General features: G+C 59.4%; 23 protein-coding genes and 2 pseudogenes. 7 read left to right on the top strand and 18 right to left on the bottom strand.

Annotation, left to right across the window (positions count from 1 at the left end):
• Positions 1-76: 76 nt before the first annotated feature.
• Positions 77-541: a hemerythrin domain-containing protein gene (locus QYE47_RS06460; protein WP_014590387.1), complete on the bottom strand. Its 465-nt coding sequence runs from the start codon at positions 539-541 to the stop codon at positions 77-79.
• A gap of 311 nt (positions 542-852) precedes the next feature.
• On the opposite strand from QYE47_RS06460, the pseudogene QYE47_RS27275 reads away from it, so the two are divergent.
• Positions 853-1041 (top strand): annotated as a pseudogene (locus QYE47_RS27275) (DUF6555 family protein); the annotation flags it as partial.
• 246 nt (positions 1042-1287) lie between these two features.
• On the opposite strand, the gene QYE47_RS06450 reads toward QYE47_RS27275, so the two are convergent.
• The 4 genes from QYE47_RS06450 to QYE47_RS06435 all read right to left on the bottom strand — a co-directional run bounded on the left by QYE47_RS06450 (position 1288) and on the right by QYE47_RS06435 (position 4607).
• Complete coding sequence (locus tag QYE47_RS06450) at positions 1288-2613, bottom strand: SDR family oxidoreductase (protein WP_014590389.1); 1326 nt, start codon at positions 2611-2613, stop codon at positions 1288-1290.
• Positions 2614-2645: 32 nt separating this feature from the next.
• Positions 2646-2879: a PLD nuclease N-terminal domain-containing protein gene (locus QYE47_RS06445; protein WP_010954786.1), complete on the bottom strand. Its 234-nt coding sequence runs from the start codon at positions 2877-2879 to the stop codon at positions 2646-2648.
• A 13-nt stretch (positions 2880-2892) separates the two neighbouring features.
• On the bottom strand, positions 2893-4095 hold the full coding sequence (locus tag QYE47_RS06440) for a zinc-dependent alcohol dehydrogenase (protein WP_041166878.1): 1203 nt from the start codon (positions 4093-4095) through the stop codon (positions 2893-2895).
• A gap of 149 nt (positions 4096-4244) precedes the next feature.
• Positions 4245-4607 (bottom strand): response regulator, encoded by a 363-nt coding sequence (locus QYE47_RS06435; RefSeq protein ID WP_019438231.1) that lies wholly within the window; start codon positions 4605-4607, stop codon positions 4245-4247.
• Positions 4608-4754: 147 nt separating this feature from the next.
• Here QYE47_RS06435 and QYE47_RS06430 point away from each other — a divergent pair, with 147 nt between their 5' ends.
• Entirely contained in the window at positions 4755-5873 is a 1119-nt protein-coding gene (locus tag QYE47_RS06430) for a sensor histidine kinase (RefSeq protein WP_070383631.1), read from the top strand.
• A 5-nt stretch (positions 5874-5878) separates the two neighbouring features.
• Here the strand turns inward: QYE47_RS06430 and QYE47_RS06425 are convergent, their stop codons facing one another.
• The gene (locus QYE47_RS06425; protein WP_070383632.1) at positions 5879-6280 is read right to left on the bottom strand and encodes an NUDIX domain-containing protein; all 402 of its coding nucleotides are present in this window, start codon (positions 6278-6280) and stop codon (positions 5879-5881) included.
• 297 nt (positions 6281-6577) lie between these two features.
• Here QYE47_RS06425 and QYE47_RS06420 point away from each other — a divergent pair, with 297 nt between their 5' ends.
• Positions 6578-6850: a PepSY domain-containing protein gene (locus tag QYE47_RS06420; protein WP_014590392.1), complete on the top strand. Its 273-nt coding sequence runs from the start codon at positions 6578-6580 to the stop codon at positions 6848-6850.
• Positions 6851-7020: 170 nt separating this feature from the next.
• On the opposite strand, the gene QYE47_RS06415 is transcribed toward QYE47_RS06420, so the two are convergent.
• The 3 genes and pseudogenes from QYE47_RS06415 to QYE47_RS06405 form a co-directional block, all read right to left on the bottom strand.
• Positions 7021-7347, bottom strand: a complete 327-nt coding sequence (locus tag QYE47_RS06415; RefSeq protein ID WP_081343580.1) for a KGG domain-containing protein — start codon at positions 7345-7347, stop codon at positions 7021-7023.
• Positions 7348-8077: 730 nt separating this feature from the next.
• The gene (locus tag QYE47_RS06410; protein WP_019438235.1) at positions 8078-8872 is read right to left on the bottom strand and encodes an OBAP family protein; all 795 of its coding nucleotides are present in this window, start codon (positions 8870-8872) and stop codon (positions 8078-8080) included.
• A gap of 432 nt (positions 8873-9304) precedes the next feature.
• Positions 9305-9415, bottom strand: a pseudogene (locus QYE47_RS06405) (transposase domain-containing protein); the annotation flags it as partial.
• A 259-nt stretch (positions 9416-9674) separates the two neighbouring features.
• On the opposite strand from QYE47_RS06405, the gene QYE47_RS06400 reads away from it, so the two are divergent.
• Both QYE47_RS06400 and QYE47_RS06395 read left to right on the top strand, forming a co-directional pair.
• Positions 9675-10883 carry an MFS transporter gene (locus QYE47_RS06400; RefSeq protein ID WP_070383633.1) on the top strand — a complete coding sequence of 403 codons (1209 nt, stop codon included), beginning with the start codon at positions 9675-9677 and terminating at the stop codon, positions 10881-10883.
• Positions 10884-11044: 161 nt separating this feature from the next.
• Positions 11045-11650, top strand: a complete 606-nt coding sequence (locus QYE47_RS06395) for a TetR/AcrR family transcriptional regulator (protein ID WP_019438237.1) — start codon at positions 11045-11047, stop codon at positions 11648-11650.
• 310 nt (positions 11651-11960) lie between these two features.
• Here QYE47_RS06395 and nhaA read toward each other — a convergent pair whose 3' ends face one another.
• Positions 11961-13322, bottom strand: a complete 1362-nt coding sequence (gene nhaA, locus QYE47_RS06390; protein ID WP_014590396.1) for a Na+/H+ antiporter NhaA — start codon at positions 13320-13322, stop codon at positions 11961-11963.
• A 303-nt stretch (positions 13323-13625) separates the two neighbouring features.
• On the opposite strand from nhaA, the gene QYE47_RS06385 reads away from it, so the two are divergent.
• Positions 13626-15599 (top strand): choline BCCT transporter BetT, encoded by a 1974-nt coding sequence (locus QYE47_RS06385; protein WP_010954773.1) that lies wholly within the window; start codon positions 13626-13628, stop codon positions 15597-15599.
• A gap of 27 nt (positions 15600-15626) precedes the next feature.
• On the opposite strand, the gene QYE47_RS06380 is transcribed toward QYE47_RS06385, so the two are convergent.
• The 6 genes from QYE47_RS06380 to QYE47_RS06355 form a co-directional block, all read right to left on the bottom strand.
• Positions 15627-16043, bottom strand: a complete 417-nt coding sequence (locus tag QYE47_RS06380) for a DUF1850 domain-containing protein (RefSeq protein ID WP_014590397.1) — start codon at positions 16041-16043, stop codon at positions 15627-15629.
• Complete coding sequence (locus QYE47_RS06375) at positions 16040-18067, bottom strand: TRAP transporter permease (protein ID WP_026031922.1); 2028 nt, start codon at positions 18065-18067, stop codon at positions 16040-16042. Before QYE47_RS06375 ends, QYE47_RS06380 begins: the two co-directional genes overlap by 4 nt.
• Positions 18068-18094: 27 nt before the next feature.
• Positions 18095-19045, bottom strand: a complete 951-nt coding sequence (locus tag QYE47_RS06370) for a TAXI family TRAP transporter solute-binding subunit (protein ID WP_070383634.1) — start codon at positions 19043-19045, stop codon at positions 18095-18097.
• A 104-nt stretch (positions 19046-19149) separates the two neighbouring features.
• Complete coding sequence (locus QYE47_RS06365) at positions 19150-20604, bottom strand: TrkH family potassium uptake protein (RefSeq protein WP_019438240.1); 1455 nt, start codon at positions 20602-20604, stop codon at positions 19150-19152.
• A gap of 272 nt (positions 20605-20876) precedes the next feature.
• Complete coding sequence (locus tag QYE47_RS06360; RefSeq protein WP_003251131.1) at positions 20877-21518, bottom strand: 3-oxoacid CoA-transferase subunit B; 642 nt, start codon at positions 21516-21518, stop codon at positions 20877-20879.
• Between the two features lie 8 nt (positions 21519-21526).
• The gene (locus tag QYE47_RS06355) at positions 21527-22222 is read right to left on the bottom strand and encodes a 3-oxoacid CoA-transferase subunit A (protein ID WP_010954768.1); all 696 of its coding nucleotides are present in this window, start codon (positions 22220-22222) and stop codon (positions 21527-21529) included.
• Between the two features lie 390 nt (positions 22223-22612).
• On the opposite strand from QYE47_RS06355, the gene QYE47_RS06350 reads away from it, so the two are divergent.
• The gene (locus tag QYE47_RS06350; protein ID WP_070383635.1) at positions 22613-24778 is read left to right on the top strand and encodes a methyl-accepting chemotaxis protein; all 2166 of its coding nucleotides are present in this window, start codon (positions 22613-22615) and stop codon (positions 24776-24778) included.
• Between the two features lie 214 nt (positions 24779-24992).
• Here QYE47_RS06350 and QYE47_RS06345 read toward each other — a convergent pair whose 3' ends face one another.
• Both QYE47_RS06345 and QYE47_RS06340 read right to left on the bottom strand, forming a co-directional pair.
• Positions 24993-25886: an SMP-30/gluconolactonase/LRE family protein gene (locus QYE47_RS06345; protein ID WP_070383636.1), complete on the bottom strand. Its 894-nt coding sequence runs from the start codon at positions 25884-25886 to the stop codon at positions 24993-24995.
• Positions 25887-25912: 26 nt separating this feature from the next.
• On the bottom strand, positions 25913-26731 hold the full coding sequence (locus QYE47_RS06340) for an NAD(P)-dependent oxidoreductase (protein ID WP_014590403.1): 819 nt from the start codon (positions 26729-26731) through the stop codon (positions 25913-25915).
• Positions 26732-26797 lie beyond the last annotated feature (66 nt).

Raw genomic sequence — 26797 nt, 5'->3', positions numbered from 1 at the left:
GAAGCTTTACCCGACTGCTTGTTCGACATCTGCGGCGGATCCCTGCCAGCCGTGGCACTGGCAGGGAATGGCCTTATCAGGCGGCCCGCTGCTCGCCCTTGAGCATCTTTTTCTGGGCTTCCATGGTTTGCCCAAGTTGTTCCAGCACGTCCTTGCCAAGAAGCTTTTTGGCCGTCGGGAAGAGTTCGCCTTCTTCTTCCTCGATGTGGTGCTCCAGCAGCTCTTTCATGACTTTGACCCGACCGGCAAACTCAACGGAGCCGGTTTCTGTGTGTAGGAGGTCAGGGATGACGAGGGCGTCGACAGTGCGATGCTCTTCCTTGGCCTCGTAGTACATTTTCGCCTCTTCCTTGCCGCCGGCTTTTTTAATAGCCGGATACAGGATTTCCTCCTCAAGCGCTGTGTGGATCTGTAATTCTTGCTCGATTTTTTGCAGTAGCTCGGCCCGTTTTTTCACGGCTCGTTCTGTTGTGGCCGACAGTTCCTCGAGCAGCTTCTTCACCAGCTTGTGGTCTTGAATCAGTAAGTCGATAGCGTTCATGGCGTTACCTCATCACGGATTGGGTTTACGAAGTTTGCTTGTGGTTGAGTCGCAGCCAAGCGGCAGGGTTCAACTCTCTCGATGGCTGACACCTTCGAGCGGTGTAGCGACCATTGCGCCCCTTAAGGAGATAAGCTGTGTCGCGAGTCTGCCAATGAAAAGCAGCGCGCTCGCCTCGCAGCCGTCGCTGGTGATAGGCACACAAGAAGAACGGCGACCGGCATTCTGGAAAGACCCTGCCAGTTGCCGTTCCGATGGAATTTTTTGTGGCCCCTTTGCTCAATAGCGCATGAACTAGGGAGGGAATTCTGGTGGTGGGACAGCACCTGTATGTCACTGAGTATGAGCTTCACGGTGAGCCTCGGACATTTGTCATTCGTCTGGAGAAAATGAGTAATGCCGTCGCATGGCACTGCGCCAGCTGTGATGCCGGCATTGGTATCATCCCAAGATTCAGTCAGCAGAAGATCAAGCTGGTCAGTCGGCCGATGGCTGAGCGTTAAGGCGTCGCCAAGGTGAGGTGGCGGCTGGCTGGCGAGGGCCCCGAGTTCGTTCCGCAGCCTATCGATGTCAACAAATTCTGCGGGGCTCCCGAAGGTGCCTGAAGACCGACATCCGATCAACTTGCCTGGAGGTGTTGCCATGCAGCCGACAACTGAAGGTGCCGAAGAAAAAGGGCCAAGCGATGTAGGCATGGACGTAGTCTTGCGAAAAGCTCCGTCCATACCCCGATAGATGTTGCCTTTCTAGTTTTTCCTGCGTCGGGAACAGGCGATTGTTAACCCTGCGATGATCCCAAGCGCCGCGGCGCCTATTAGCAGGGGCGTTTTAGCTTTAGGTTTCCTCCACCCTCCGTCGATACTCCTTCTGTCACTTGGAGGCTCAAACAGGTTGCCTGATGAGGTTTCGGCTATGGGACTGCGATTTATCCCCCACCGCGTTACCCATCCAGACAACAAAGCTATTCCTGGTACTAGGTAGCTGGCCAAGTGTGCGAGGCGAGCAGCAGTCCCGACCGTTGTGTGAGCTCGAGGTGAAATTGCACAGGCTACCATTGCCTTGGCTACCCGTTCGGGATCGTAGATGGGGCTTGGCGGTGTCAGCGCATGCCCGGTGTAGTTGCCGCCGTCTCGGAAGCCGGGTGTGTCCATGACTGCTGGATAAATGTCGCACACATGGATGTTTGGAAACTTGGTCAGCTCCCCTCGCAGCGCCTCGGTCAGTCCACGCAAACCGAACTTGCTCGCCGAATAAGCCGCTGCATAGGGCTGGGCTACCCAGCTGCCCAGCGACAGTGTGTTGATCAAAATGCCGCTACCTTGCGCTTTGAAGAAGGGAAGGGCGACGTAGGCGCCTCGCAGGTAGCCAATCAGATCGGTCTGGATAACCTGTTCGTGAGCTTCCAGCGGGGTAGCCTCGAAGCTTCCGACCGCCCCAACCCCGGCGTTGTTGACCCAGATATCGATCCGTCCATGGCCAAACGCTGAGGCCTGGGCGGCCAGCGCTTGAACCTGGTCGCTGTGGGTGACGTCGGTGGTGATCGCTATGGCATCCGTACCACAATCGGTGCATTCATCCAGGACGTCAAATAATGCTTCTTCATCGCGGGCTGCGAGCACCAAGCGTGCGCCTTTGCAGGCAAAGGCGTGTGCGGCGGCGCGGCCTATGCCGCTGGATGCCCCTGTGATTACCACGACTTTGCCACGCAGCGGCCCCCTGACGGGATATCCACTACGGGGAGCTTCTTGCTCTGTGCCGCTGCTACGGTGTTCGAAGGGTGCGATGATTTCGTCGGCTTCAACCAGAGAGAGCTCAAGGGCGGTGCCATCGACCAGGGTCAAGGTCAGCCCTTCGACCGTACCTGCCTCTTTGTTTGGAAACACGGGTTCACCTTCAGCATCCAGGCTGTCGTATATGAAGCGTGTACCTTCGAGCCATCCCACGGCGGTGAGAAGCTCGGGGCCTAGATAATATTTCCCGTCTTGAAAGAAGCCTGGAAACTGATGCGCTCGCTCCACGTTTTCAACCCGGTAGCGCTCACCTGATTTCATACCTGTCGCTTGATCGACCATTATGCAAACCTCTATAGGTTGGGCCTGGAATATCAGCCTTTGCTGTGCTCGTCTGAAGTGGGCCCAGTGCCTCGCTTGATGCCTCGCGGGCCAGCAACGCCCCATATCCCCAGGCCAACAAGCGGTAGGGCCACGATCAGGAGAGCCCAGGCCGCTTTCACCGCATCTGTCTTGTCGCTCCGGAACACGCTGACGATGGCCCACAGGTCGATGAGCAGAAGAATTGCCGCAACGGCAATCCAGAAGTAACTGGCGAGACCGTTCATGATCACTCCTCCTCTAGAGGTGGTCAGGGCCCAAGGTGCCCGGTGCAGCACCTGGCACGAGGATGACCTTGCGACAGTTATCCTGCTTTTGATCGAACATTTTGTAGCCCATGGCCGCCTCTTCTAGGGCTAAGCGGTGAGTAACGATCAGTTCCGGTTGCAGGCGTCCTGCTTCAATGTGCTCCAGCAGTTCGGGAAGGTATTTTTGAACATGGGTCTGACCCATTTTGAAGGTCAGGCCTTTGTCGAAGGCATCACCGAACATGAAGCCGTGAATGAACCCCGCATAGACGCCGGGCACGCTGACTATGCCGCCACGTCGCACAGCCGCGATGCTCTGGCGCAGGGCCTTGCCGCTGCTACCTTCCAGTTTCAAGGCCGTCATCACGGTTTCCGTGGTGCTGCCTTTGGCTTCAAACCCGACGGCATCGATGACCGCGTCCACGCCACGCGTACCCGGTGTCTGGCGAATGATGCTGTCGGCAGGATCATCATCCTTTTCGAAGTTGATCGGGATGACGCCATAGGCTTGCTGGGCATAGGCTAGCCGGTAGTCGTTGTCATCCACCATAAAGACGATGTGAGCGCCCAGCATCCGTGCGCAGGCCGCACTCAACAGCCCCACTGGCCCCGCGCCATAGATCGCTACCGATGAGCCTTCGCCAATCTCGGCATTGATGACCGCTTGCCAAGCGGTGGGAAGGATGTCGGATAGGAACAGCACTTTGTCATCCGCGAGGGTCGTCGGGACTTTGAATGGCCCGACATTGCCTTTGGGCACCCTAACGTAATCAGCTTGGCCTCCAGGGATCCCTCCATACAGATGGCTGTATCCGAACAGCGCTGCGCCTGGTGGTATGCCCTTTTTGTTGATGATCGATCCGCGCCCGCTATTGGTGGTTTCACAGGCAGCGAAGAGATCATGCTGGCAGAAAAAGCAACTTCCACAAGCGATGACAAAAGGAATCACCACTCGGTCGCCAACCTGCAGGGTCGTCACGTCCCTGCCAACGTCCTCCACGATGCCCATGAATTCGTGGCCGAAGATGTCGCCTTGCTCTGTTTCCGGGATCTTGCCTCGATAGAGGTGGAGGTCGGATCCGCAGATGGCGGTGGCCGTCACTCTTAGGATGATGTCGTCTGCGTCTTGGAGGATGGGGTCTGGAACAGTATCGACCCGCACATCGTTAGCACCGTGGTAGGAGACTGCTCTCATAGTCTTGCTCCTGCAAAAAAAACGTGGGGTATGCAGGGGAAGTCTTTTGGGCTGGCAAAGTTCAGAGCAAACGCTTCAGTGGTGGGGGTAAGCAGTTTTGATTGACGCTAGGTCACGAGTTGGCGCCAGATGGCGACATGTACTGATCCTTACCGGGTGGGAAGCAGCTCTAGCATGGCACGGCTGAGCGTGTCCAAGGTGCAGGGCTTTTTAATGAAGCGCGCATTGGCAGGTAGGGAGCTGGGCGAGAAGACGACATGCCCTGAGACGATGATCACTGGCAACTCAGGATGCCCCCACCAGATGGCTTTGGCTAATTCGAGACCATCGATGTGCCCGGGCATCTGTATATCGGTAATGACTAGGGAAAGGTTTGGAATTTTGTCCAAGATAGCCAAGGCATCGTCCGCATTGGCGCAATCGGTGACGGCGTGACCGAGGTGCGTGACGGCCTCGGTCATCAGCCACCGAAGAACCTCATCGTTCTCTACTACCAACACCTGGTGTCGCATGGTTAGCCTCTCGCCCTACCTCTACAGACCTGGCATATAACAACTCGTTCCAAAGCGCTGACAGAGGATGACGAAGTGGTTTCTTTGCCCTGATGACTCAATGGGCTAGGCTGAACGCTTGGTACGTGTGGATGGTGGGAAACCGTAATGCGCCTGTACGACTTCATTGAGAGTGATATGGGAAGCATTCTCCAGGCTTGGGAGGATTTCGCACGTTCGGTCAAGACGGACTTACCCACTCAGGATTCAGCCGGCCTCAGGAATCACTCTGAGAAGATTCTGCGCACCGTTGCCGCTGATATGCGTACTGCTCAGACTGCGCATCAGCAGCCTGAAAAGGCGCAAGGTAGAGGCCCTCTAATGAGCAGCGATACGGCGGCTCAGACCCATGCCATTACTCGTTTGATAGCGGGATTTTCGATGGATCAATTGGTCTCTGAGTACCGAGCGTTGCGCTCCAGTGTTCTATCGCTCTGGCTGGCAAAAGAGACGCTTCGAGACGCAGAGCATGTTCAAGACATGATCCGCTTCAACGAGGCAGTAGACCAAGCCATGGTTGAATCCATTGCAGCCTATGGCGCAGCAGTGGAATCAACTCGAAAAATGGTACTGGCTGTGCTTGGCCATGATCTGCGTTCGCCATTGGGTGCGGTACTCATGGCTGGTGATCTAATCCTGCGACAGGATGAGTCAGGTGAGAAGGTAAAACTGCTCGCCACTCAGGTTTGTAACAGCGCTCGCCGGGCCAACAATATGGTGAACGACCTTCTGGATCTGGCGCGCTGTAATTTGGGAACAGGTATCCCGGTGCACCTGCAGCAGGTGGAGCTGAACCCGATCTGTCGCTCGGTCATCGAGGAACTGCGCGCGGGTTCCCCTGGGGCGAACATTATTTTGAACGAATCCGTACAGATCACCGGTCAGTTTGATCCTGACCGCATGGCTCAGGTCTTCTCTAACTTGATTGGCAATGCCCTACGCCATGGTGACTCGACGCTACCGATCCAGGTCACCTTCTTCAACGAAGCCGGAGTTCCGTGCTTCAGCGTGCACAATTCCGGAGAGCCGATTCCCAGGGATGTGATGCCTTATCTGTTCAAGCCAGAGGGGAGATATTCAAGCTATGCGGCAGAAGAAAAGGGCTCAGCCGCTGGGTTAGGTTTGGGGCTATTCATCGCATCGGAAATAGTCGCCAGCCATGGTGGCAGGATAGAGGTCGAGTCTGGCGTTGAAGGGGGGACGACCTTCCAGGTCATTCTGTTCTGATGCCTTCAGTCCGACTGGAAGCGCCTACCGTTGACAGCTAGGAAGCCTTCTCGCCTCAGCAATTCGGTGTTTGTAGGTTTGACCGTAACCTGCTCGAGTTCGGGAGCTGAGAACCAGCGACACTCCACGATCTCGTGTGAGGGGGGCGGCTGTACTGACGTTGGCACGTTCATGCGATAGAGCCAGTGCTCTTCCGATTGGAGTACGCTGTGTCCGAGGAACTGAGCATCCGTCAGTTGCATGCCGGTTTCTTCACAGAGCTCTCGACGGGCTGCTTCTAGCTGGGTCTCTCCAGGATCGATTTTTCCGCCTGGCAGTGACCACTCGGAAGCTTCTTTGCGCACCAGCAAGACTTTGTCGGCTTGCAGGCAAATGACAGTGGAGTGCAATTCTTTCGATTGGCTCATGACGGTTCCTCCGGTATGAACGGAAGGCCATACCTACATCTGGAAGTTCACTCCGCTCGGTGAATGGCCTGTCGGGTCGTTTCACCATCCTCTCAGCATGATTCCAACCGCTTCCATCCATCGGAACCTTGGGTGGAATTTCAACCATGCTGAAACCACAGTCGCTGCCTTGCTGTTACGAGGTCTGCCGGAGCTCCATGAAAAGACCTCAGTTTCGGTGTCGACCCGCACTCAAACTGAACGGCGAGATCAGCGTGAGGGTCGGAACGATAACTGTCACGAAAAAGGATGTTAACGATGAAAGCGATGACTCGACTGTTCACTGGCTTCGCCATGGTCGCCGCAATGGCAAGCACTGCAGCATGGGCGGATCAGCCTGGAGCAGATTGGAAAGTAACCAAGGATCAGGCCGAAGCAACCTTAAAAGGCGCCGGCTACACGCAGATCACCAAGATCGAGGCCGATGATGGTCATTGGGAGGGGGAAGGAATGAAAACTGACGGCAAGCAGTATGAGTTCCAGGTCGATCCGCACGACGGCAAGATCATCAAGGACGAGCTGGATAACTAATCAGGGCGGTTGTTGCTCTCTGATCGGCCCGCGCTTTGTGCGCGGGCTTTTTTTCGCCTATCAATTGGGAAAACTGTACTGTTTCCTTAGCCGGTCATTCCGTCATTCCTTGAATGGTGGCTTCGAAGATATTGGGGAAGCCAGGGTTATCCCTCTCCCTGGCTATTTGCTCAGCGGTTGTCTCCCGTCATTCCGCTGTCTTCGTCCTGAATCGCTTGCGACTCATCGTCCATACTTTCCTCCCGGTCAGATTTAATGCCGGTGGAATGGCCTCCTTGGCCACCCCGTTGGGTTGCACCACCGGCACGCTGAGGATCATCTTCCTGAAGGTTACTGCCGCGGCCATGCCCAGTTTGCTGACCCTCAGGTCTCCCTCCGGACATTTGACTACCTTTCTGGCCGGCTTCAGACGCCCGTTGTGGATCATTGGCAAAATTGCCAGGGTTGTTTTGAGCGGTGCCGCCTTGCTGACCAGCCTTGTCTTGATCGTTAGCCATGATCTCGCACCTCGTGTGTTCACACAGAGAGCCTGTGTTTTCTTCGGATGCCGGGAGAGTGCGGGATGCTCCCTTTACTTTCGTGCTAGCTGACCGGGGGCGCGAAAGATCGTAAAGCGCAACGTATCGTGTGATAAAGATCGTTGCAATGGTATAGGTAGGTGTGGCGATCTGAGCGCGGCTAACTTACTTCCAAGAGGGGCAGACGCTGCCGGATGTCGGCGATGAGCCGTCTGCCTTCTGCTTGCATCAGATCGCCATAATTTGCAATTGCGCCACACCTTCGGCACGTGAGAATGGCCTTTTTGTTCAACTTTATTGGTGTCACAAGGTCTTGCCCACCGCATTTTAGACATCTCAGTGTGACGCTCACAGCTTTCCTCTCCATGGATGTTGATTAGTATCCTTACGTTGCCGTGCTGTTCGTGAAACACGTTGCGGTAGATGGAGTGGCGCGGTGTGCTGAACGTTCACTTTGACATGAGGCTAGCTTGCCCAGCCCGCTGCTGGATGATGGCAACTACTGACAAGGGTGGCCGGGAATCCAAGTTGCGGGATGCGCCGGGATAATTTGGATAAGGCAAGCGGAGCGCGCCGGCCCAAGGATGGGCCAGAGCGTGAGGATGTAAGCCCGAAAGGGCCGTAGCCTGGCTTTGCCAGGGTGCGGTTTACGACAGCCGTCCCAAGAGGGGCACGCCAGGGGCATAACTATATGCAACTGTCCCAAGTGCTATTGGCTGGAACGGCTGTTCGCTTTCTCAGATGTCGACGTGGCGGGCCGATGCAGATGAGCACCCGTTGGATCGGTGATCTGAATAACGTTGCCGTGTTGCCAACCATCCGCCTTGGGATCAGCCGCAGGGATTTGAATGTCAGCCCGCTGAGCTTTGATTTTTGCCGCATCTACCTTCAGACGGCGATTGCGCTGCCCGACCATCGCCGGGTCAGCCTGGCCATCCATTGTGAACCCCATCATCAACTGCGGAACGCCCACAGGAAGAGCTTTATCCTGGTCGGTGTGCCACGTGTGCCATGTCTTCCCGTAGGTATGGGCAAGCCGCTCCATCAGCGCATGTTCAGCAGTCGCTGGTATGCCTGGTGCAACCAACTGACCGGACGAGACTTCATACCCGTGGCTGTGCCACATCGCCTTCTCGTTGGCCGGCAGATCAGCAAACAGCTTTTCGTCGATGATGTACTCGACACCCATGATCTTCGCTTCCTTGGTATTACCGTCGAAGATGACGCACTGGATGACATCCTCATTCAGGATGGAGCAGTAGTGATGCGCTTCCATCTGCACATCAGGATGTCCGTTGTAAAAGTGGAAGCCATCCAGGTAGGCGTTGATGGCCTCAATGGGCGGCTTGGCCTGCAAGGTCGCGGCGCCGGCTTCCAGCAACTGGGTCTTTGCGGATTCGGGCCTGCCAGGCGTCTCCACAGGCGACTTCGTCTCAGGAGCAGAGCAAGCCCACAGAAGACTACAGGCCAGGGGAAGGGTTATGAATCTGATGAGTTGTGGCATGAGAGTGGCTCTAGCTAGTGTCCTCAAGGGACAGCTTGGGCCTGTTGAACGGACAACTCAGAAGACAAACGGCCGAATTCTAGGCAAAAGAAAGCCCGCTGCTAGGCGGGCTAATGGGAGCTTCTATCACACGGGGGGATAGGACGAGTGTTGCCTAGGTGTCGTGAAAATGGGGTGAAAGAAAAGTCCCTACAATGTCATCGCAGGGTTCTCCAACGCAGGGCCAGTCTATGCGCGTGATCTGCGACAGACATATGCGACGGTTCACGTCATTGAATCTTGTGGTCAAATGGCAAGCGGAGCGCGCCGGCCCAATGGGACAGAGGCGTGAGGAAAGCCCTGATTATTCAGGGCTTTTTGCGTTTCTTAACCGATCCACGTTCCCCTCCTGCCGCAAGGTCAGGGCTTGGTTTACCGTGGCTTCCCCGACTTTCACTTCCACGGCAATAGCGATTCGTAATCCTCAACCTTCGCGGCATGCGGCAAGTCCTCCAGTACGTGGCGATGCCATGCATAGGGTTCTTGGCCGTTGGCTTTGGTGGTTCAAGCAAGCTCTACGACTGCAGCGACGTTCGTGGCGACTGGCCTGCGGGCCTCATCGCTCACACCTTCAACTCTCGCTCAACGGCGAACGAGTGCTCGCGACACACAAGGCGTCACGGGGCAGGGCGGCTGAATAAGGACGTTCCCCGTCGAGTATTTACATTCAATTCGTATGATAATAAGGTTTTAATCATACGAGCTGCATGTATTTTACCTTGAGCGTGACTGCCCAAGGGCCTTTCGATAAGGAGAGTCGAGCGTGTTCAGTACCTACCGCGAGTTGTTCCAGGCCAAAGGCGCCAAGGGCTTCGCCTTGGCCGGCCTGCTGGCCCGGCTGCCGTTGCCGATGACCGGTATCGGGATCATCACCATGTTGTCGCAGATCACCGGCAGTTACGGCCTGGCCGGTGCGGTGGCGGCCACCTTCGTGCTGACCTATGCACTGATGTCGCCGCAGATCTCGCGCCTGATCGACCGCCATGGCCAGGGCCGCTTATTGCCGGCCGCCGCCGGGCTCAGCGTGCTGGGCATCCTTCTGCTGTTGGCTTGCAGCTATTGGCGGCTGGCGGACTGGACCCTGTTCGTCGGGGCCGCGCTCGCCGGCTTCATGCCCAGCATGTCGGCGATGGTGCGCGCGCGCTGGACCGCGATTTACCGCGGCAAGGCGCAACTGAAGACAGCCTACTCGCTGGAAACCGTTCTTGACGAAGTCACCTTCATTGCTGGCCCGCCGATTTCGGTGGGGCTGAGCGTGGCGGTACTTCCGCAGGCCGGTACATTGGCTGCTGCCGTGTTCCTGGCCATCGGCGTGTTCGCCTTGGCGGTGCAGGTCGGCACCGAGCCGCCAGTAGAGGCTGATGCCGCCACCGGGCAAGACAGCACGTCGGTGTTCAGGCTGGCCGACATACGCCTGCTGACCTTGCTGATGGTCGCTATGGGCTTGATCGTCGGTACGGTCGACATCGTCAGCGTGGCATTCGCCGAGCAGATGGACATGCCGGCTGCGGCCAGCGTGGTGCTGTCCTGTTATGCCATCGGCTCCTGTGTCGCGGGGCTGGTGTTCGGTGTCCTGAAACTCGATACCCCGCTACACAAGCTGCTACTGCTGGATGGGTTGGCGACGGCGGCGACAACCTTGCCGCTGCTGGTGGTGGGAAACATCATCGGGCTGGCCATCGCCGTGCTGGTTGCGGGTCTGTTCTTCGCCCCGACCATGATCGTGGCGATGTCGCTGGTAGAGCGCATCGTGCCCGAAAGCAAGCTGACCGAAGGGATGACCTGGTTGCTCGCCGGCCTCAACGTTGGAGTTGCCGGCGGTGCCGCAGCATCTGGGCAGGTGGTCGATGTGTGGGGTGCCCAGGCCGGATTCAACGTGGCCTTGGCCGCCGGGGCCGCAGTGTTGTTGGTCGCGCTTTGGGGCTACCAGCGCATGCGCGACCGAGCCCGACAGGCGTCGTATTCGGTTTGATCGGCTTCAGGCTCGGTGCAGGCCGCCCGGCTTGGGGCTCGGTCACCGCGCGGCGATACGACAGGCTTGTCAGTGGGCCTCGGGCCCAAGACAATGCATGCAAGCGGTATGAATACTCGCATACGCCCTCCCCATGCCGCCTGAACACAAGGAATAGCTGGATGGTTCGCCGCACCCGCGCCGCAATGCAAGAAACCCGAGCCCTGTTGCTGAGCACCGCCCGCCAGATGTTCAGCGAGCAGGGGTATGCGCACGCCTCGATGGATGATCTGACTGCCCGGGCGGGCTTGACGCGGGGGGCGCTGTACCACCACTTTGGCGACAAGAAGGGGTTGCTGATAGCCGTCGTCGAGCAGCTCGACGCTGAAATGGACGAGCGCCTGCGTGCCATTACCGAGACCGCCGAGAACGCCTTGGACGGCTTTCGCCAACGCTGCCACGCCTACCTGGAGATGGCGCTGGAGCCCGAGATCCAGCGCATCGTGCTGCGCGACGCCAGAGCGGTGTTGGGTGGCGGCTCGCCTGAGGCCCAGCGGTATTGCATAGAGTCGATGCGCCAGTTGATCGACAACCTGGTGCTGGAGGGCGTTTTCGTCGACGCGCACGCTCAAGCGCTGGCTGCGTTGATCTACGGCAGCTTGGCTGAGGCGGCCGTGTGGATCGCGGAGGCCGAAGACGGCAATGCACGCCTGGCGCAGGCTGGCAAGGCGTTCGACCTGCTGTTGCTCGGCGTGCTAAAACGGCCAACAGACTCTGCGCAGGCGTGACCGCGCGCGATATTTCCGCCATTCCGGCAAGCGCTTGAGCGAAGCGAACGCCGCGTCGGCTAGCCAGGCGAATGCCAGCGCAACGAGCCCCAGCAGCAGTGCCCCGATCCAGAACGGCAGTCTCGCCAGCGTGAATGGCGGGGGAGTGAAGGTGCAAGACGGGTAGGTTAGGACATTGTTCACACACGGCTGACTTGGAAAGCCGTGTGTATGGCGTGTTTTCCCGGGCAGCCCTACCCGACACTGAAGTCGTGTCGGGAGTGGCGATCCGCTTGCCCAAATGCAATGGATCGCCAGTACGAGAATGTTGCTAGGTGGGCGAACCTGCTTTGGTAGCAGACGCTGCGCTACGCATGCTCCATACCCCCCAGGTCAAACCCAGCACGGCCGCGATCAACGATGCGGATAGCACGCCGAGTTTCGCTGCCCCAAGTGAGCCAGGGTCGACGAACGCGAGGTTGGCGATGAAGATCGACATGGTGAAACCGATGCCGGCCAGCAGCCCGACCAGGATAATGCTACGCCAGTTGACCTCGGCGGGAAGCACGCACCAGCCTAGGCGGACCATCAGCCAACTGACGCTGACGATGCCCAAGGGCTTTCCTGCAACCAGGGCGACAGCGACGGCGATCATGACCCACTGGGGGCCTTCTGCGGACAGGTCGACACCCGAAAGGCTGACCCCGGCGTTGGCCAAGGCAAACACCGGCATGATGCCGAAGGCTACCCAGGGGTGCAGGGTGCCTTGCATGCGCACTACCGGCGGCAGCAGTTCGCGCTGGGCCAGGCGCAGTCGTTTCAACGGGTCCATGAGGTCGCTGGCATCTTGCTCAGGCGCCTTGGCGCGCCCCAGCAATTCGCCGGTGAAGCGGGTAATGGCGTCCAGTGGGCGCTCACGCATCGGCATCGCGGTCACAGGTGTCATCAGGCCCAGCACGACGCCTGCGAGGGTCGGGTGGGCTCCGGTCAACAAGATGCCCAGCCAGACGATCGCACCGGGAATGACATAGGCGTAGGCTGAACCCACTCCAATCTTCTGAAGCCCGATCACCATTAGCAGGCCGATCACTGCAACGCCGAAGCCGGTGTAATCAAGGCCGCCTGAGTAGAAGAACGCGATGATCAGGACTGCGATGATGTCATCGATGATTGCCAGGGCGAGGAGGAATACACGTACGTTGGACGGTATCGACTTGCCGAGCAGGGCCAATACGCCCACCGCAAAGGCGATATCCGTCGCCGTTGGCACGGCCCAACCTTGTTGGTCTGCTGGCGCGTGACCAAAACTCAGGTAGAGGAGTGCGGGTACCGCTACGCCGCCGACAGCGGCTGCCATGGGAAGCGTGGCTTGACGCAGGCTGGACAGTGCACCTTCGTGGATCTCGCGGCGGATCTCCATGCCCACGACCAGGAAAAAGATGGTCATCAGGCCATCATTGATCCAGAAATGCAGGGACTGCGAATAGACATGCGAGCCCACGCCGAACGTCAACGGGGTATGCCAAAGGGCTTCATAACTGTCGGCAGCCGGGGAATTCGCCCAGATCAGGGCAGCGACTGCGGCAATCAACAGAACGATGCCGCTGACCGCTTCAATGTGCAAAAAGCGTTCAAGGTTGGCGAAGGCGCGCTCGGCCAGTTTCTGGGCGCGAGGTAATTCTACTTTATGCATAGGCACAGGTGCTCCCGCATGGCGGCCCGACCTGCGCTGTTCTTTAACCTGCCTCACTGCACCGTGCAGCTGGCACCCGTGCGGTAGTCTACCGAATAACCACTCGCAGATGAACAAAAAGCACCAAACCATTCACTCCAATGAGGCGTCGGTTTGAGATTTTTTCCTGCAGACGTTAGGGTTTGTAGTTGTTTTCGAGCACACGGAGCTTGGCAAACGGGAGTTTATCCAGCTGCTAGCCTTGGTAAATGTCGTCGTGCCCAGGCACGCTGTGCTCATCGCCTTGCAAGGAGAACTGCCGCTATGACTGCAGCCCCCAAACCCAGGAGCACCCTCAATCCACCTGTCTTCTACACCAGTGCGATACTTGTTTTTCTGCTGGTCTTGTACGCCACGGCATTTCAGGAGCACGCCCAAACGCTGTTCGAGCAAGTCCAGCGATGGATCATCACCAATGCCAGCTGGTTCTATATTCTTGTTGTAGCGTTGGTGTTGATCAGCGTGGTGTTTCTGGCCGTCAGCCGCTATGGCGACATCAAGCTAGGCCCTGACCACAGTGAGCCGGATTACCGAAAGAGCAGTTGGTTCGCCATGCTGTTCTCGGCAGGAATGGGGATTGGCCTCATGTTCTTCGGCGTGGCCGAACCGGTCATGCATTTCTCCACGCCGCCCGTGGGCGATCCCGGCACCGTTGCCGCGGCGCGCGAAGCCATGAAAATCACCTTTTTCCACTGGGGCCTGCATGCCTGGGCGATCTATGCCATCGTCGCGCTGATCCTGGCCTACTTCAGCTTCCGCAATGGCCTGCCGTTAACCTTGCGTTCGGCACTCTATCCGCTGATCGGTGAGCGAATCTATGGCCCTATAGGGCATGCCGTGGATGTCTTCGCCATCCTCGGCACGGTGTTTGGTGTGGCCACCTCGCTGGGTTATGGGGTATTGCAGATCAACAGCGGATTTCATCATGTGTTCGGTTTGCCGGTAAACACCACCGTGCAAGTCATCCTCATCACCGCCACCTGCGCATTGGCGACGCTTTCGGTGGCTAGCGGCCTGGATAAAGGTATTCGCATCCTGTCCGAACTCAACCTGAGCCTGGCGGTGATCCTGATGCTGTTCGTGCTGCTGCTTGGGCCTACGGTGTTCCTGCTGCAGACCTATGTACAGAATACCGGCGCCTACCTTTCGGACATCGTCAATAAAACCTTCAATCTCTACGCTTACGAGCCCACCGACTGGATCGGCGGCTGGACTTTGCTGTACTGGGGCTGGTGGTTGTCCTGGTCGCCCTTCGTGGGTTTGTTCATCGCACGTATTTCGCGAGGGCGGACCATCCGCGAATTCGTCTGCGGCGTACTGTTCGTGCCTGCGGGTTTCACCTTGCTGTGGATGACGGTGTTCGGCGACTCGGCAATCCATATGATCCTCAACGATGGCGTGAAGGATCTGGCTGCTGTGGTCAGTGAGGACAGTTCCCTCGCGTTGTTTGCTTTCCTGGAGCATTTTCCGTTCTCCAGCATCATTTCGCTGGTCGCGGTGCTGATGGTGGTCGTGTTCTTTGTGACCTCGGCGGACTCTGGTGCGCTGGTCGTGGATATGCTCGCCTCCTCCGGACAAGGTCATTCACCCCTGTGGCAACGGATCTTCTGGTCAGTCTGCATAGGCGCAGTCGCGATCGCGTTGCTGCTGGCGAACGGTCTGAAGGCGCTGCAGACCGCGACCATTGCGAGCGCTTTGCCGTTCGCGGTCATCCTGCTGGTTGCGATTTGGGGCTTGTTCAAGGCGCTGAGTCTTGATGCGACTCGCCGCGGGTTGCGCAATCAAGCCTTGCCGGGCCCACGCCATACCCGCCACCCACACGGCGGCTGGCAGCGGAGGCTGCGCAATATTGCATTGATGCCTCGCCGGGTTCATGTCACGCGCTTTATCGCCGAGGTGGTGAGGCCGGCCTGTGAAGAGGTCGCCCAGGAGCTGCGCAAGCAAGGCTACGAGGTGAGCGTGAATGAGCGTGATGATGGGCGGGTATCTCTGGAACTCTCCCATGCCGGTGAAGGACGTTTCCTCTACGAGGTGCGGCCACGGGCCTTCAATACGCCAAGCTTCGTCATGCGGGACACCGAAGACGGTGCCGATTCCCGCAAGTATTTCCGCGCGGAAGTGCATCTGCGAGAAGGGGGCCAGGACTACGACATCATGGGGTGGAGCCGTGACGATGTGATTGGCGACATCCTGGATCAGTACGAACGCCACCTGCATTACTTGCACGTGGTGGGCTGAAGTGGATTCGGTCCTGCCCTGTCGCCGTCAGGGCAGGGCGGTTCGCCTGCTGTCCAAAGGCGGATTTTCACAGGCCCAGAAGTCTACTGCAGCAACGCGTTCGCTTGGCGGTCCTAACCAGTAGGACAGCGGCTGGCACCCGCCTGTCGTGCAGACCTGGTAGTCGCCAGCCTCGGGCGTTCGCCCGGCGTGCAAGGGCTGCAGCGGTGGTAGATGACGACGATAGTGCCAAGTGCCGTTGCGCAGTTGAGCGTCGTCCGGAATCTCCATGCCGGCCCCGCTGCCTTTGACCCGTGCCTCTACCAGTACCAGGCCCGCCGGGGTCACTTGGTAATCCTCTTCCCAGCGGACCTTTTCGATACTGTGCTGCCACGCAAGGGTAAAACCGTTCAGTGGCAGGCTGACCCAGACCACACCGGCCAACCCAACGCAAAGGCTGATCATGCGAGGTGTCCAGAGGCCGGTCGGCTTCGCCAGTAGTGCCAACCCAGCACTGCCGTACCCAACGCAAAACCGACCTCATCGCTGATGGGCGCGGCAAGTATCAAGGACACACCAGCAGCGAACGCCAACAGGCGTTCCCACCAGGGCATGGGGGCACGCAAATGCCCGATCGACGCACATCCCCAGAGGGCTACCGCGAACGCCGCCTTGATCACCATGTACAACGTGGAGCCCATGCTGTCACCTTGCATCATCAACGCCGGGTCATAGACCGCCATGAAGGGCACCACGAAACCAGCCAAGGCAATGCGCACCGCCCAGAAGCTGATCAACAGGCCTTTTTCCTTGGCAATCGGGGCCGCTGCAAAGCACGCCAATGCCACTGGCGGCGTCAGGTCGGCCAGGATGCCGAAATAGAACACGAACATGTGCGAGACGATCAGCGGGACCCCGAGCTCCAACAGGGCGGGGGCGGCAATGGAGCTGGTGATGATGTAGTTGGGGATGGTTGGGATGCCCATACCCAGTACCAGGCAAGTGAGCATGGTCAACACCAGCGAGAGGAACAGGTTGTCCCGTCCCAAGTCAAGAATGTATCCGGCAAAGGTGGTGGCCAGGCCGGTCAGCGAGATGACGCCGATAATGACGCCGACCAGCGCACAGGCAATGCCCACCGGCACCGCATGACGGGCACCCTCCGCGAGGGCCATGACGCATGCGTGCAGGGTGGCACGGCCGCCCTGGACAAAGCAGCACGCAATGGCCAAGCCGGCAATGACCATCAGGATCACCCCGATCCCCATGCGGAAAAAACCTGAACACAGTATCCCGAGTGCAACCCAGAAAGCCGCGCGCAGCCAGGTTTTTCGAGCGCGCAGGATGATCGCCGAGCCTAGGATGACGATGGCGGTCAGGGCCAGGCCGACCATTCCCGAGTACAAAGGTGTTCGCCCGGAAAACAACAGGGCGACCAGAACCATCAGCGGTACCAGCAGGAACCAGCGTTGTCGCAATGCGTCCCAGGCACTCGGGCACTGTTCGCGAGGCAAGCCGTGCAGATGGCTGCGCCGAGCCTCCAGGTGGACCATCCAGTAGACCGAGCCGAAGTACAGTAATGCTGGGATGAGCGCGGCTTTCGCCACCTCGGCGTAGGGCACGTTGATCGTCTCGGCCATGATGAACGCCACAGCGCCCATCACCGGCGGCATCAGCTGGCTGCCCATGCTGGAGGTCGCCTCGACGCCACCGGCAAATGCAGGTTTGTAGCCAAAACGCTTCATCAGCGGAATGGTGAACTGTCCGGTGGTGACGACATTGGCCACCCCCGAGCCGGTAATGGTACCCATCAGTGCCGAGGAGAACACCGACACTTTGGCCGGTCCCCCGCTGCGATGGCCGAACAGCCCCATGGCGAAATCGGTGAACAGACGAATCATGCCCGCCTGCTCAAGAAATGCGCCGAACAGGATGAACAGGTAAATGTAGGTGGCTGAGACATAGGTCGGTGTGCCATACAGCCCCTCGGTGCCGAAGGCCAACTGATTGACGATCTGATCAAGGCCGTAGCCTCGATGCGCGAGTTCGCCTGGCAAGTGTTGGCCAAGCAACCCATAGGCCAGAAACAGGGCGCAAATGATGGGCAACGCTATGCCCATGACGCGCCGCGCGGCTTCAAAGACCAAACCAATAAGCAACAGCCCCACGATCAGGTCACTGGTGGTCAGTTCGCCGGAGCGTTGAATCAGATCCCCTTCGAAGTACCACTGGTATGTGGCCGTCGCCATTCCCGCAAGACCCAGCAGCCAGGCAAGGGGTTGCCACGGCCGATGGTGGCCAACGAATGCATAGCTCAGGTACACCACCAGCAACAGGAACCCCACGTGTATTGCACGCAGTACTTGGGTGGAAATCAGGGGGAAGGCCGCCGTGGCGATCTGGAAAACCGAAAAGACCAGTGCCACGGCAAAAAGCGCGGCAGGCCAGCGATCGGTGCTGGCGTGAAGACCTTGCGCGGTATCACTCATACGCTGCTCCATGGCTCGAGAATGTCATCAGGGGAGCAGGTTTTTCTCCTTGAAGTACCTCTCTGCTCCTGGATGCAGCGGAATGGGCAGGTTCTTGGCGGCATTTTCTGCCTGGATATCTTTCGCTGCAGCGTGGGCCGTGACCAGGCGTGGAAGGTTCTCGAATATCAGCTTGGTCATCTGATAGGCCAGGTCATCGCCGATGTCGGCGCGGGTGACGAGGATGTTGTTGATGGCCGCCGTTGATACGTCCGCCTTCTGGCCATCATAGGTGTTGGCAGGAATGGTGGCGGGTTGGTAGGCCTTGTTGCCAATGCGGGTGACGACGTCGGCAGGGATAGGCACGAACACTACCGGCAAGGTCGCGGCCAAGTCTCGGATAGCCGCTTGACCGAGCCCTGAGGATTGCAGCGTGGCGTCAAGCTGACGGTTCTTGATCAGTTCGACGGACTCCGCATAGGGCAGGTATTCAACTTTTCCCATGTCCTGGTAGGTAAGCCCCGCGGCTTTGAAGATGGCGCGGGCGTTCAGTTCTGTCCCGGACTTGGGGGCTCCAACCGAGATACGCTTGCCTTTGAGGTCTGACAGGGATGTGATCCCAGACTCCTTTCTGGCGACGATCTGGATGTAGTTCGGGTAGGTACCTGCGATGGCACGGAGTTTCTTCAAGGGCGTTTTGAATCCAGCCTCTGCATCGCCCTTCCAGGCATCTGTCACCGAATCCCCCAGTGCGAACGCCAACTCCCCTCGACCGGCTTGCAACAGGTTGAGGTTCTCTACCGAGGCCTTGGTGGCTTGCACCGTGGTCTTGCTGCCCTCGATGCCATGGCTGTAGATCTGTGAAATGCCTACGCCTACCGGGTAATAGACACCACTGGTACCGCCTGTGAGGATGTTGATGAAGGTTGGTGCGGCCTGGGCAGCCGCGCTGACAGCAAACAAGGTGCTGGCCAATGCCAGGCGAAGGGCTGGGTTCATGGCGTCGTTCTCCGCTTGTTGTTGTTATTCCTGCGCCAGTAAACCTAGAACGAATATGCTGTCCCTGCCCAATTTTATGGCTGATCGGCTGGATGGCCTCTGCTCTAGAATCGCCAGAAGACTGGCGAGACCAGTACCAGTACGGTGAGGATCTCGAGCCGGCCAAGCAGCATGCCAACCGTCAGCAACCATTTCGCTGCGTCCGGCAAGGAGGCGAAATTACCTGCTGGACCGATAAGCGTGCCCAGGCCAGGACCGACGTTGCACACAGCGGTGGCCGCCCCGCTCAACGCCGTCATCCAGTCGAGTCCTATCAAAGACAGGCCCAGGGCGATGACCGCAATGGTGACGGTGAAGAAGAACGAGAACGTCAGCAGTGACCGTACGATCTCTTCATCGATGGGATGCCCATTGTATTTTTTCGAGATCGTTGCCCGTGGATGGATCAACTGCTTCAGGCTGCTGACAAGCAAGGCAGCGGCCACCTGGAAACGGAATATTTTCAAACCGCCAGCGGTGGAGCCCGAGCACCCGCCGACAAACGTCAGGTAAAAGAACAGCATGATGGCGAAGCTGCCCCAGAGCGTGTAATCACCCACGGCAACGCCTGTTGTGGTTACTACCGAGGTCACATTCACCGCAACAATACGAAACGCATCCCACCAGGCCAGATCGCTGTGCAGGCAGAGCCAGGTTCCGACGGTGAGCCAGACGAAGACGAGAAAACCAATGAAACCGCGAACTTGATGGTCCTTGAGCAGGATGCCTCGATGGCCACGCAGCGTGGCGACATACAGCGTGAAGGGCAGGCTGCCGAGTATCATGATGACCACAGCCACCCAGTGCACCGCTGGCTGCTCCCAATGGCCCAGCGAGGCATCCGAGGTAGAGAAACCACCGGTTGAAACCAGCGACATCGAATGATTGATGGCTTCGAACGGGGTCATGCCGGCAGCCCACAATGCCCCTGTCCCCAATGCAGTCAGGCCCAGGTAGACCAGCAGGATTATCTTGGCTGCCACATGCGAACGCGGCGTCACTTTGTCAGACCAATCCGAAGACTCGGTTTGGAACAGGCGCATGCCGCCCACGCGCAGCAGTGGCAGGATCGCCACGGCCATGCCGATAAAACCAATGCCTCCCAGCCAGTGCAGCAGCGAACGCCATATCAGCAGCCCCGGCGATGCACTGTCCAGGCCGGTCAGCACGGTCGAGCCGGTGGTGGTGATTCCTGACATGGTTTCGAAGAACGCGTCCGTGTAACTGATGTGTCGAATGAACACCATTGGCAGCGCCGCGAATGCGCACACGATGACCCAGCTTGCCGTCGTGAGCAGATACATGTCCCTGGTCCGCAGTTGCGGTGTGTCGGGTACGCCGCGGGCCACCATGAGCAGGCCGACACACAGAACGATCAGGCTCGACCAGACGAATGCACCGAGGTCGTCGCTGCGGTCGTACACCAGCAGCGTCAGCATTGGAATCACCATGCTGACGGCCAACGTGATCAGGAATACACCAATAATGAAGGCGATGAAACGCAATGCAGGAAGCGGCATTGAGGGAGCTCGTTGGGACAGTGCCGGCAGTATTGCCTGCTTTACGGTAATGTCGAGTAAAAAAGGCGTAAAGTCGTGGCCGGCAATTTTTTACGCCGCTATCTGGCTCCCGCTCGATAGCTCATTGGGTTGACCTCTCCGGGAGTTCTCGTCTATCGGCTCCGAAGCGGTTGGAAAGGCGGCCTCAAGCACCGCGTGCTCCCTGCTCGCGGCGCTTGTGCGGCACTATCGATAGTGCCGCAGAGGCATGGAAAGCCCTAAGTCTTCCTGGATCACTTGATCAGCGGCACGCCACTGAGTTTCTGCAGTTCGTCAAAGTCGATGTCCGCGCAGATTTCGACCACTTTCAGCCCTTCCGGTGTCACTTCCAGCACGGCCAGGTCGGTGTAGATGCGGCTGACGCAAGCGATACCGGTCAGCGGGTAGGTGCACTCGGGCACCAGCTTGCTTTCGCCGGTCTTGGTCAGGTGGTCCATCATCACGAACACTTGGCGGGCGCCGGTGGCCAGGTCCATTGCACCGCCGACGGCCGGGATCGAGCCTTCGGCACCCGTGTGCCAGTTGGCCAGGTCGCCCTTGACCGACACCTGGAAGGCGCCCAGTACAGCGATGTCCAGGTGGCCACCACGCATCATCGAGAACGAATCGGCATGGTGGAAGAAGGCGCCACCGGTCAGCAGGGTGACGTGCTGCTTGCCGGCGTTGATCAGGTCATCGTCTTCCTCGCCCGGCGCAGGGCTTGGGCCCATACCCAGCAGGCCGTTTTCGCTGTGCAGGAACACTTCCTTGTCGCCCAGGTAGTTGGCCACCAGGGTTGGCGCGCCAATGCCCAGGTTTACATACGCGCCTTCCTGGATGTCTGCGGCCACGCGTTGGGCCATCTCGGTGCGGGAGAGCTTTTTGGTGATGGTCATGGCAGGCCTCAGACAGCTTTGGCAATCGAAGAAGCGGCAGCACCGGTGACGGCGACCACGCGCTGGACGAAGATACCCGGGGTGATGATGTGTTCCGGGTCCAGTTCACCAAGTTCGACGACCTGGTCGACCTGGGCGATGGCGGTCTTGGCAGCCATGGCCATGATCGGGCCGAAGTTGCGGGCGGCCTTGCGGTAGGTCAGGTTGCCCCAACGGTCACCCTTGTGCGCCTTGATCAGTGCGAAGTCGGCGTGCAGCGGCATTTCCAGCACGTACATGCGGCCGTCGATCTCACGGGTTTCCTTGCCCTCGGCCAGCAGGGTGCCGTAGCCGGTTGGCGAGAAGAACGCACCAATGCCGGAGCCTGCGGCGCGGATACGCTCGGCCAGGTTGCCCTGCGGGACCACTTCCAGCTCGATCTTGCCGGCGCGGTACAATTCGTCGAACACGTAGGAGTCGGACTGGCGCGGGAACGAGCAGACCACCTTGCGCACGCTGCCTGCCATGAGCAGGGCGGCCAGGCCGATCTCGCCGTTGCCGGCGTTGTTGCTGATGATGGTCAGGTCGCGGGCACCGGTGGCAATGAGGCCATCGATCAGCTCGGACGGCATGCCAGCCGTGCCGAAGCCACCGACCATGATGGTCGAACCGTCGGTAATCCCTTCCACCGCGCTGGCGATGGACTCGTACGTTTTATTGATCAAGGCGAGCTCCTGGTTGTTCCTGGAGTTGTGGTTGTCGGGCTGGCCGGAGCGCGTGAAGCGATGGGGCCTGTCAGCACTTGAAATGGCTTGCTGACTTTCGCTATAGCGTGCCGCAAGATAGGGCAACAGTAGAGAGGGTTTGGCTGAATTTGTGCGATTATCGAACTGTTGTGCGGTCTGCGAGCAGTTCTGGAGGCTATTTGCCTCATTTCAGTGGAATGCTTAAACCGCTCATTTTTGCCCGTGGCTGGTGCGTTCCGGGGTTGCCTGCCGGCATCTTGCACTGATGAAGTGCATCCACTCCGCTGGATCGCCGATTAATCACGCCTCCCGCCGTTGGCGTGCGACTTGCTATCAGATTGCCATTCGATGTCGCGTATGGTGAAGATAATGTCGCTTTCCAGTGGTTCGATGCATTTATCGTCGAGTGAAAAGGGCTGGCTGCCGTGGTTCGGCAAAACCGGCAAATTCAGCATGGGCTGGGCGTGCCGCCTTAATCGGGCCAGTTACCCGCAGGTCGAGCAAACCTTCGAAGCCATCGCCCAGGCCCGCGTGCAGTTGCTGCATGAGTGGGTGCGCGAGCAGTGGGAACACCTGGCCGACCTGGCCGAGCAGGTGGCGCCGGGGCTCGCTCAAGTCGATAGCGCGATGTTGCGCAACACGTTGGCCCAGGCTGAGGACTTTTCCGAACTGTTTGTCGTCGATGCCCACGGCAGCGTCATCGCTTCGACCTGGCCCCAGCGTGGCACGCCACGTATCGAGTACTTGGCAGCCCTGGCGCAGGGGCTGAAAGCACCCTTCCTGCACGGTCCCTACAGCGACCCGCTGACCTTGCAGGTCGGCCCGTCTTCCTCGCGCTTCCACGATGAAGTCACGTTGATGTTCTACCAGCCCCTCATGCACGAGGGCAAAGTGCTGGGTTGTCTGTGTGGGCGGGTGCCCAACGATGTGCTGGGTGACCTGATCCAGCGCGAGGCAGGGCACATTTACCCCGAGTCCGGCGACAACTACCTGTTCATGGCGCAATCGCGCTTCGACCCCACCATACAACCCGGTACCGCGTTGTCCCGCTCGCGCTTCGAGGACGCCACCTTCACCCATGGCGAAAACCTCAAGAACGGTGTGCACACGCCCTGGGCCACCGTGCAGGTCCAGCGTCATACCGAGCTGGAGCTTCGTTTCACCGACCCTTCCACGCGGGAACTGCACCCTGGCGTGAGGGAGACGATCAGGCGCGGTGCCAACCTGTTCGTGACCTACCCCGGCTATTCGGACTACCGTCATGTGCCAGTGGTGGGCAAGGGCGTTACCTTCCAGTTGCCGGGCTCGCCCGACCGCTGGGGCATGATGTGCGAGGCGGACCTGGAAGAGGTCTACCGCCGGCGTTCGCTGAGCTACGGTTTGATGAAACCCTATGTGGCGATCATGGCGGGGCTGTTCGGCTGCAATTACCTGGTGCAGCACTATGCAGGCCTGCCGCAAGGACTGACTGACGTGATCGAGGCCGTGAGCATGCTGGGCGCCACCTTGTTGTTTGGCGTGCTCGGGCCCAAGCGCCTGGCCGCCAGGTTGAATGGCATGAGCAGTGTGCTGTGCACCATCGCCGAGGGTGAAGGCAACCTGCGCCAGCGCCTGGATACCAGTACCTTGGCCAATGATGAGAGCGGCGACATGGCGCGCTGGATCAACAGCTTCATCGACCGCCTGGACACGGTGGTCGGGCAGGTGGTCAAGGCCAGCCGCACGGTCGGCAGCACCAACCAGATGATGCTCGGGCGCAGCCAGGAGGCCAGCGTAAGCTCCGCCGACGTGGCCGACGCCGTGCACCAGATGATGATCATCATGGAAGAGCAACTCGGCGAACTGCAACAGGCCTCGGTCAGCGCCGAGCAGATGAAACAGGCCATGGACGAAGTGGTCAGCCGCGCACGCGCGCAGTACCAGGCGGTGCAGGCGGGCACCCAGTCGATCCGCGATGTGGTGGCGCGCTCATCATCCAGCGTGCAACGGCTCGACAGCCGCATGGTCGAGATCGACAACATCACCGGGTTGATCAGCGAAATCACCAACCAGACCAACCTGCTGGCGCTCAATGCCGCTATCGAGGCGGCGCGGGCGGGGGAGCATGGTCGTGGCTTCGCGGTGGTGGCCGACGAGGTGCGCAGCCTGGCCGCACGCACCTCGCGTGCCGCCGACGACATCCGCCACATGGTCGAGAGCCTGCAGGGCGAAACCCGGCAGGCGGTAAGCTTCATGGAGCAGGGCGTGCAGGACGTCGACAACAGCCTGCGCCTGGCGGAGGACGCCTCTTCCGAAAATGTACAGCTGCACCAGGCGGTGGAGAGCATGTTCGCCATTATCCAGCAGCTCAACCGTCGCAGCGTGGAATACGGCAAGACGATCGAGCAGGTCAACCAGTCCTCCGGCGAGATGCGCCAGACCGCCCTGGTGCTGCAAAGCAGTGCGCAGAAGGTGAAGGTGGATGCTGGCAAGTTGCAGAAGCTGGTGGGGCAGTTCGAAGTCAGCGGTGATGGCGAACGAGGCGTCGCTGCTTGAGTAACGCACCTGTCCGGTCATCGCCAGTTGATGATCGCCGTGGGGCTGGTGGCGGTGTTCATCCATCGCCATGCTCACCGGGCATACCCGCACGCCGATGCAGTTGTGCGTGGCGTTGCTGTTGATCAACGTTGGCTGGGTGCAAGCTCACGCCGCTGATCAGCATCTCGTCGATGGGCGCATTGTCCCTGAAACAGCCGCAGCCTGGCTTCATTCAGCCCTTGGCGATGGGCTCCGGCAAGCCTTTGACGCCAGGGGTCAATGCGAACACGCCACCGGCCAGGGGCTGGTCGCTCAGGTCGATGCCTTGCGGGCGAATCGACGTCACGAACAACGTTTCCAGTTGCGGGCCACCGAATGCGCACATGGTAGGTTTCTTCACCGGTAGCGGCAGGGCGCGGTCCAGCTTGCCGTCGGGAGTAAAGCGCAGTACCTGGCCGGCATCGATCGCACAGATCCAGTAGCAACCTTCGGCATCTACCGCAGCCCCATCCGGCCGGCCGGGGTGCTGGTTCATGTCGACGAAGACCCGGCGGTTGTGCGGGCTGCCGCTATCGATGTCGTAGTCGAAAGCCCAGATCATCTGCACGCTCGGGTGTGAGTCGGAGACGTACATGGTTTTGCCGTCCGGGCTGAACGCCATGCCGTTTGGAACGGACAATGTGCCCAGCCGTGCCTGCAATGGCCCTGCCGTTCCATCTGCCATCGCGTCATACCGGTACAAGGCACCCACCGGCTCGGCGGCCATGCTGGTTTGCATCGTACCGGCCCAGAAGCGCCCCTGGCGGTCACAGCGCCCGTCATTGAAGCGCATGCCGGGCCTGGCGTGTTCGACACTGGCACGCTTGCCGGCCAGCAGACGGCCGTCTGCCTGGGGGGTGAGGTGGAAGATCCCGCTCTCCTGGGCCCCCAGCCAATGGCCTCGGTGGCTGCGGGCAATGCAGCCTAGCATTTCGTCTGCGGTCCAGTGGTGGGTCTGGCCGTCCGGTTGCCAGCGGTGCAGGCGGCCTACCGGAATGTCCACCCAGTACAAGGCATTTTCCTGCGGGTGCCAGACCGGGCTCTCGCCCGTGACATTGCGTGCATCGATAATCAGTTCGGCTGTCATGGAAGCATTCTGCACTCTATCGGGGGTCAGTCGCCAAAAGGTCCGGCAGCGGTGAAGGCGCCACCTTGCAGATGAGCAGTCGGGTCATTCGCGGCGGGTTTCGGCTGCTGCTCCAGTGCCGGGCGGAAGCGTTCGGCACTGTCCTTCGGGTTGAAACCCAGGTGCGCGGCGTAGCGGTTGCTCCACCACAGGTCGCGGTTGGCGGAGACGCCATACACAACGGTGTGGCCAACGTTCTCGGCCAGCAATGCGCGCTCCACCAGGTGTCCCAGGTCGCCATAGCTCAGCCAGGTGGACAACATGCGCACATTGCGGGGTTCGGGGAAGGAGGAGCCGATACGCAGGCTGACGGTTTCGATGCCGTAGCGGTGGAAGTAGAACGTTGCCAGGTCTTCGCCGTAGGCCTTCGACAGCCCGTAATAGCAGTCCGGCCGGCGCGGCGAATGCGCATCCACTTGTTCGCCCTGGGGGTAAAAGCCGGTGACGTGGTTGGAACTGGCAAAGACCACACGTTTGATCCCGTGCTTGCGGGCAGCCTCGTAGATGTGGAAGGTGCCGATGATGTTCGCTTGCAGGATTTCTTCGAAAGCGCGTTCGGTAGAGATCCCACCCAGGTGCACGATAGCGTCTACACCGTTGGCCAGGGCCAGTACGCCGGCCTTGTCCGCCAGGTCGCAATGGATAACTTCTTCATGCTCGTCCTCGGCCGGTGTCATTGGGCTGATGTCCGATACGCGCACGATGTCGGCGTGTGCTTGCAGTGCTTCGCGAAGCACGTGTCCGAGCCCGCCGGCAGCACCGGTGAGCAGCAGGCGGTTGAAGGGTTTGCGGGTGGTCGTGGTCATTGTACTGGGGCCTTTTACTGAAATTGCATGAAGGTGCCGTGCAGGAACGACACCGGCATGGGCGGG

This window comes from Pseudomonas sp. 2,4-D, assembly GCF_030418155.1.
GTDB lineage: Bacteria > Pseudomonadota > Gammaproteobacteria > Pseudomonadales > Pseudomonadaceae > Aquipseudomonas > Aquipseudomonas alloputida.
This window is presented reverse-complemented; position numbering and strand designations above follow the sequence as displayed.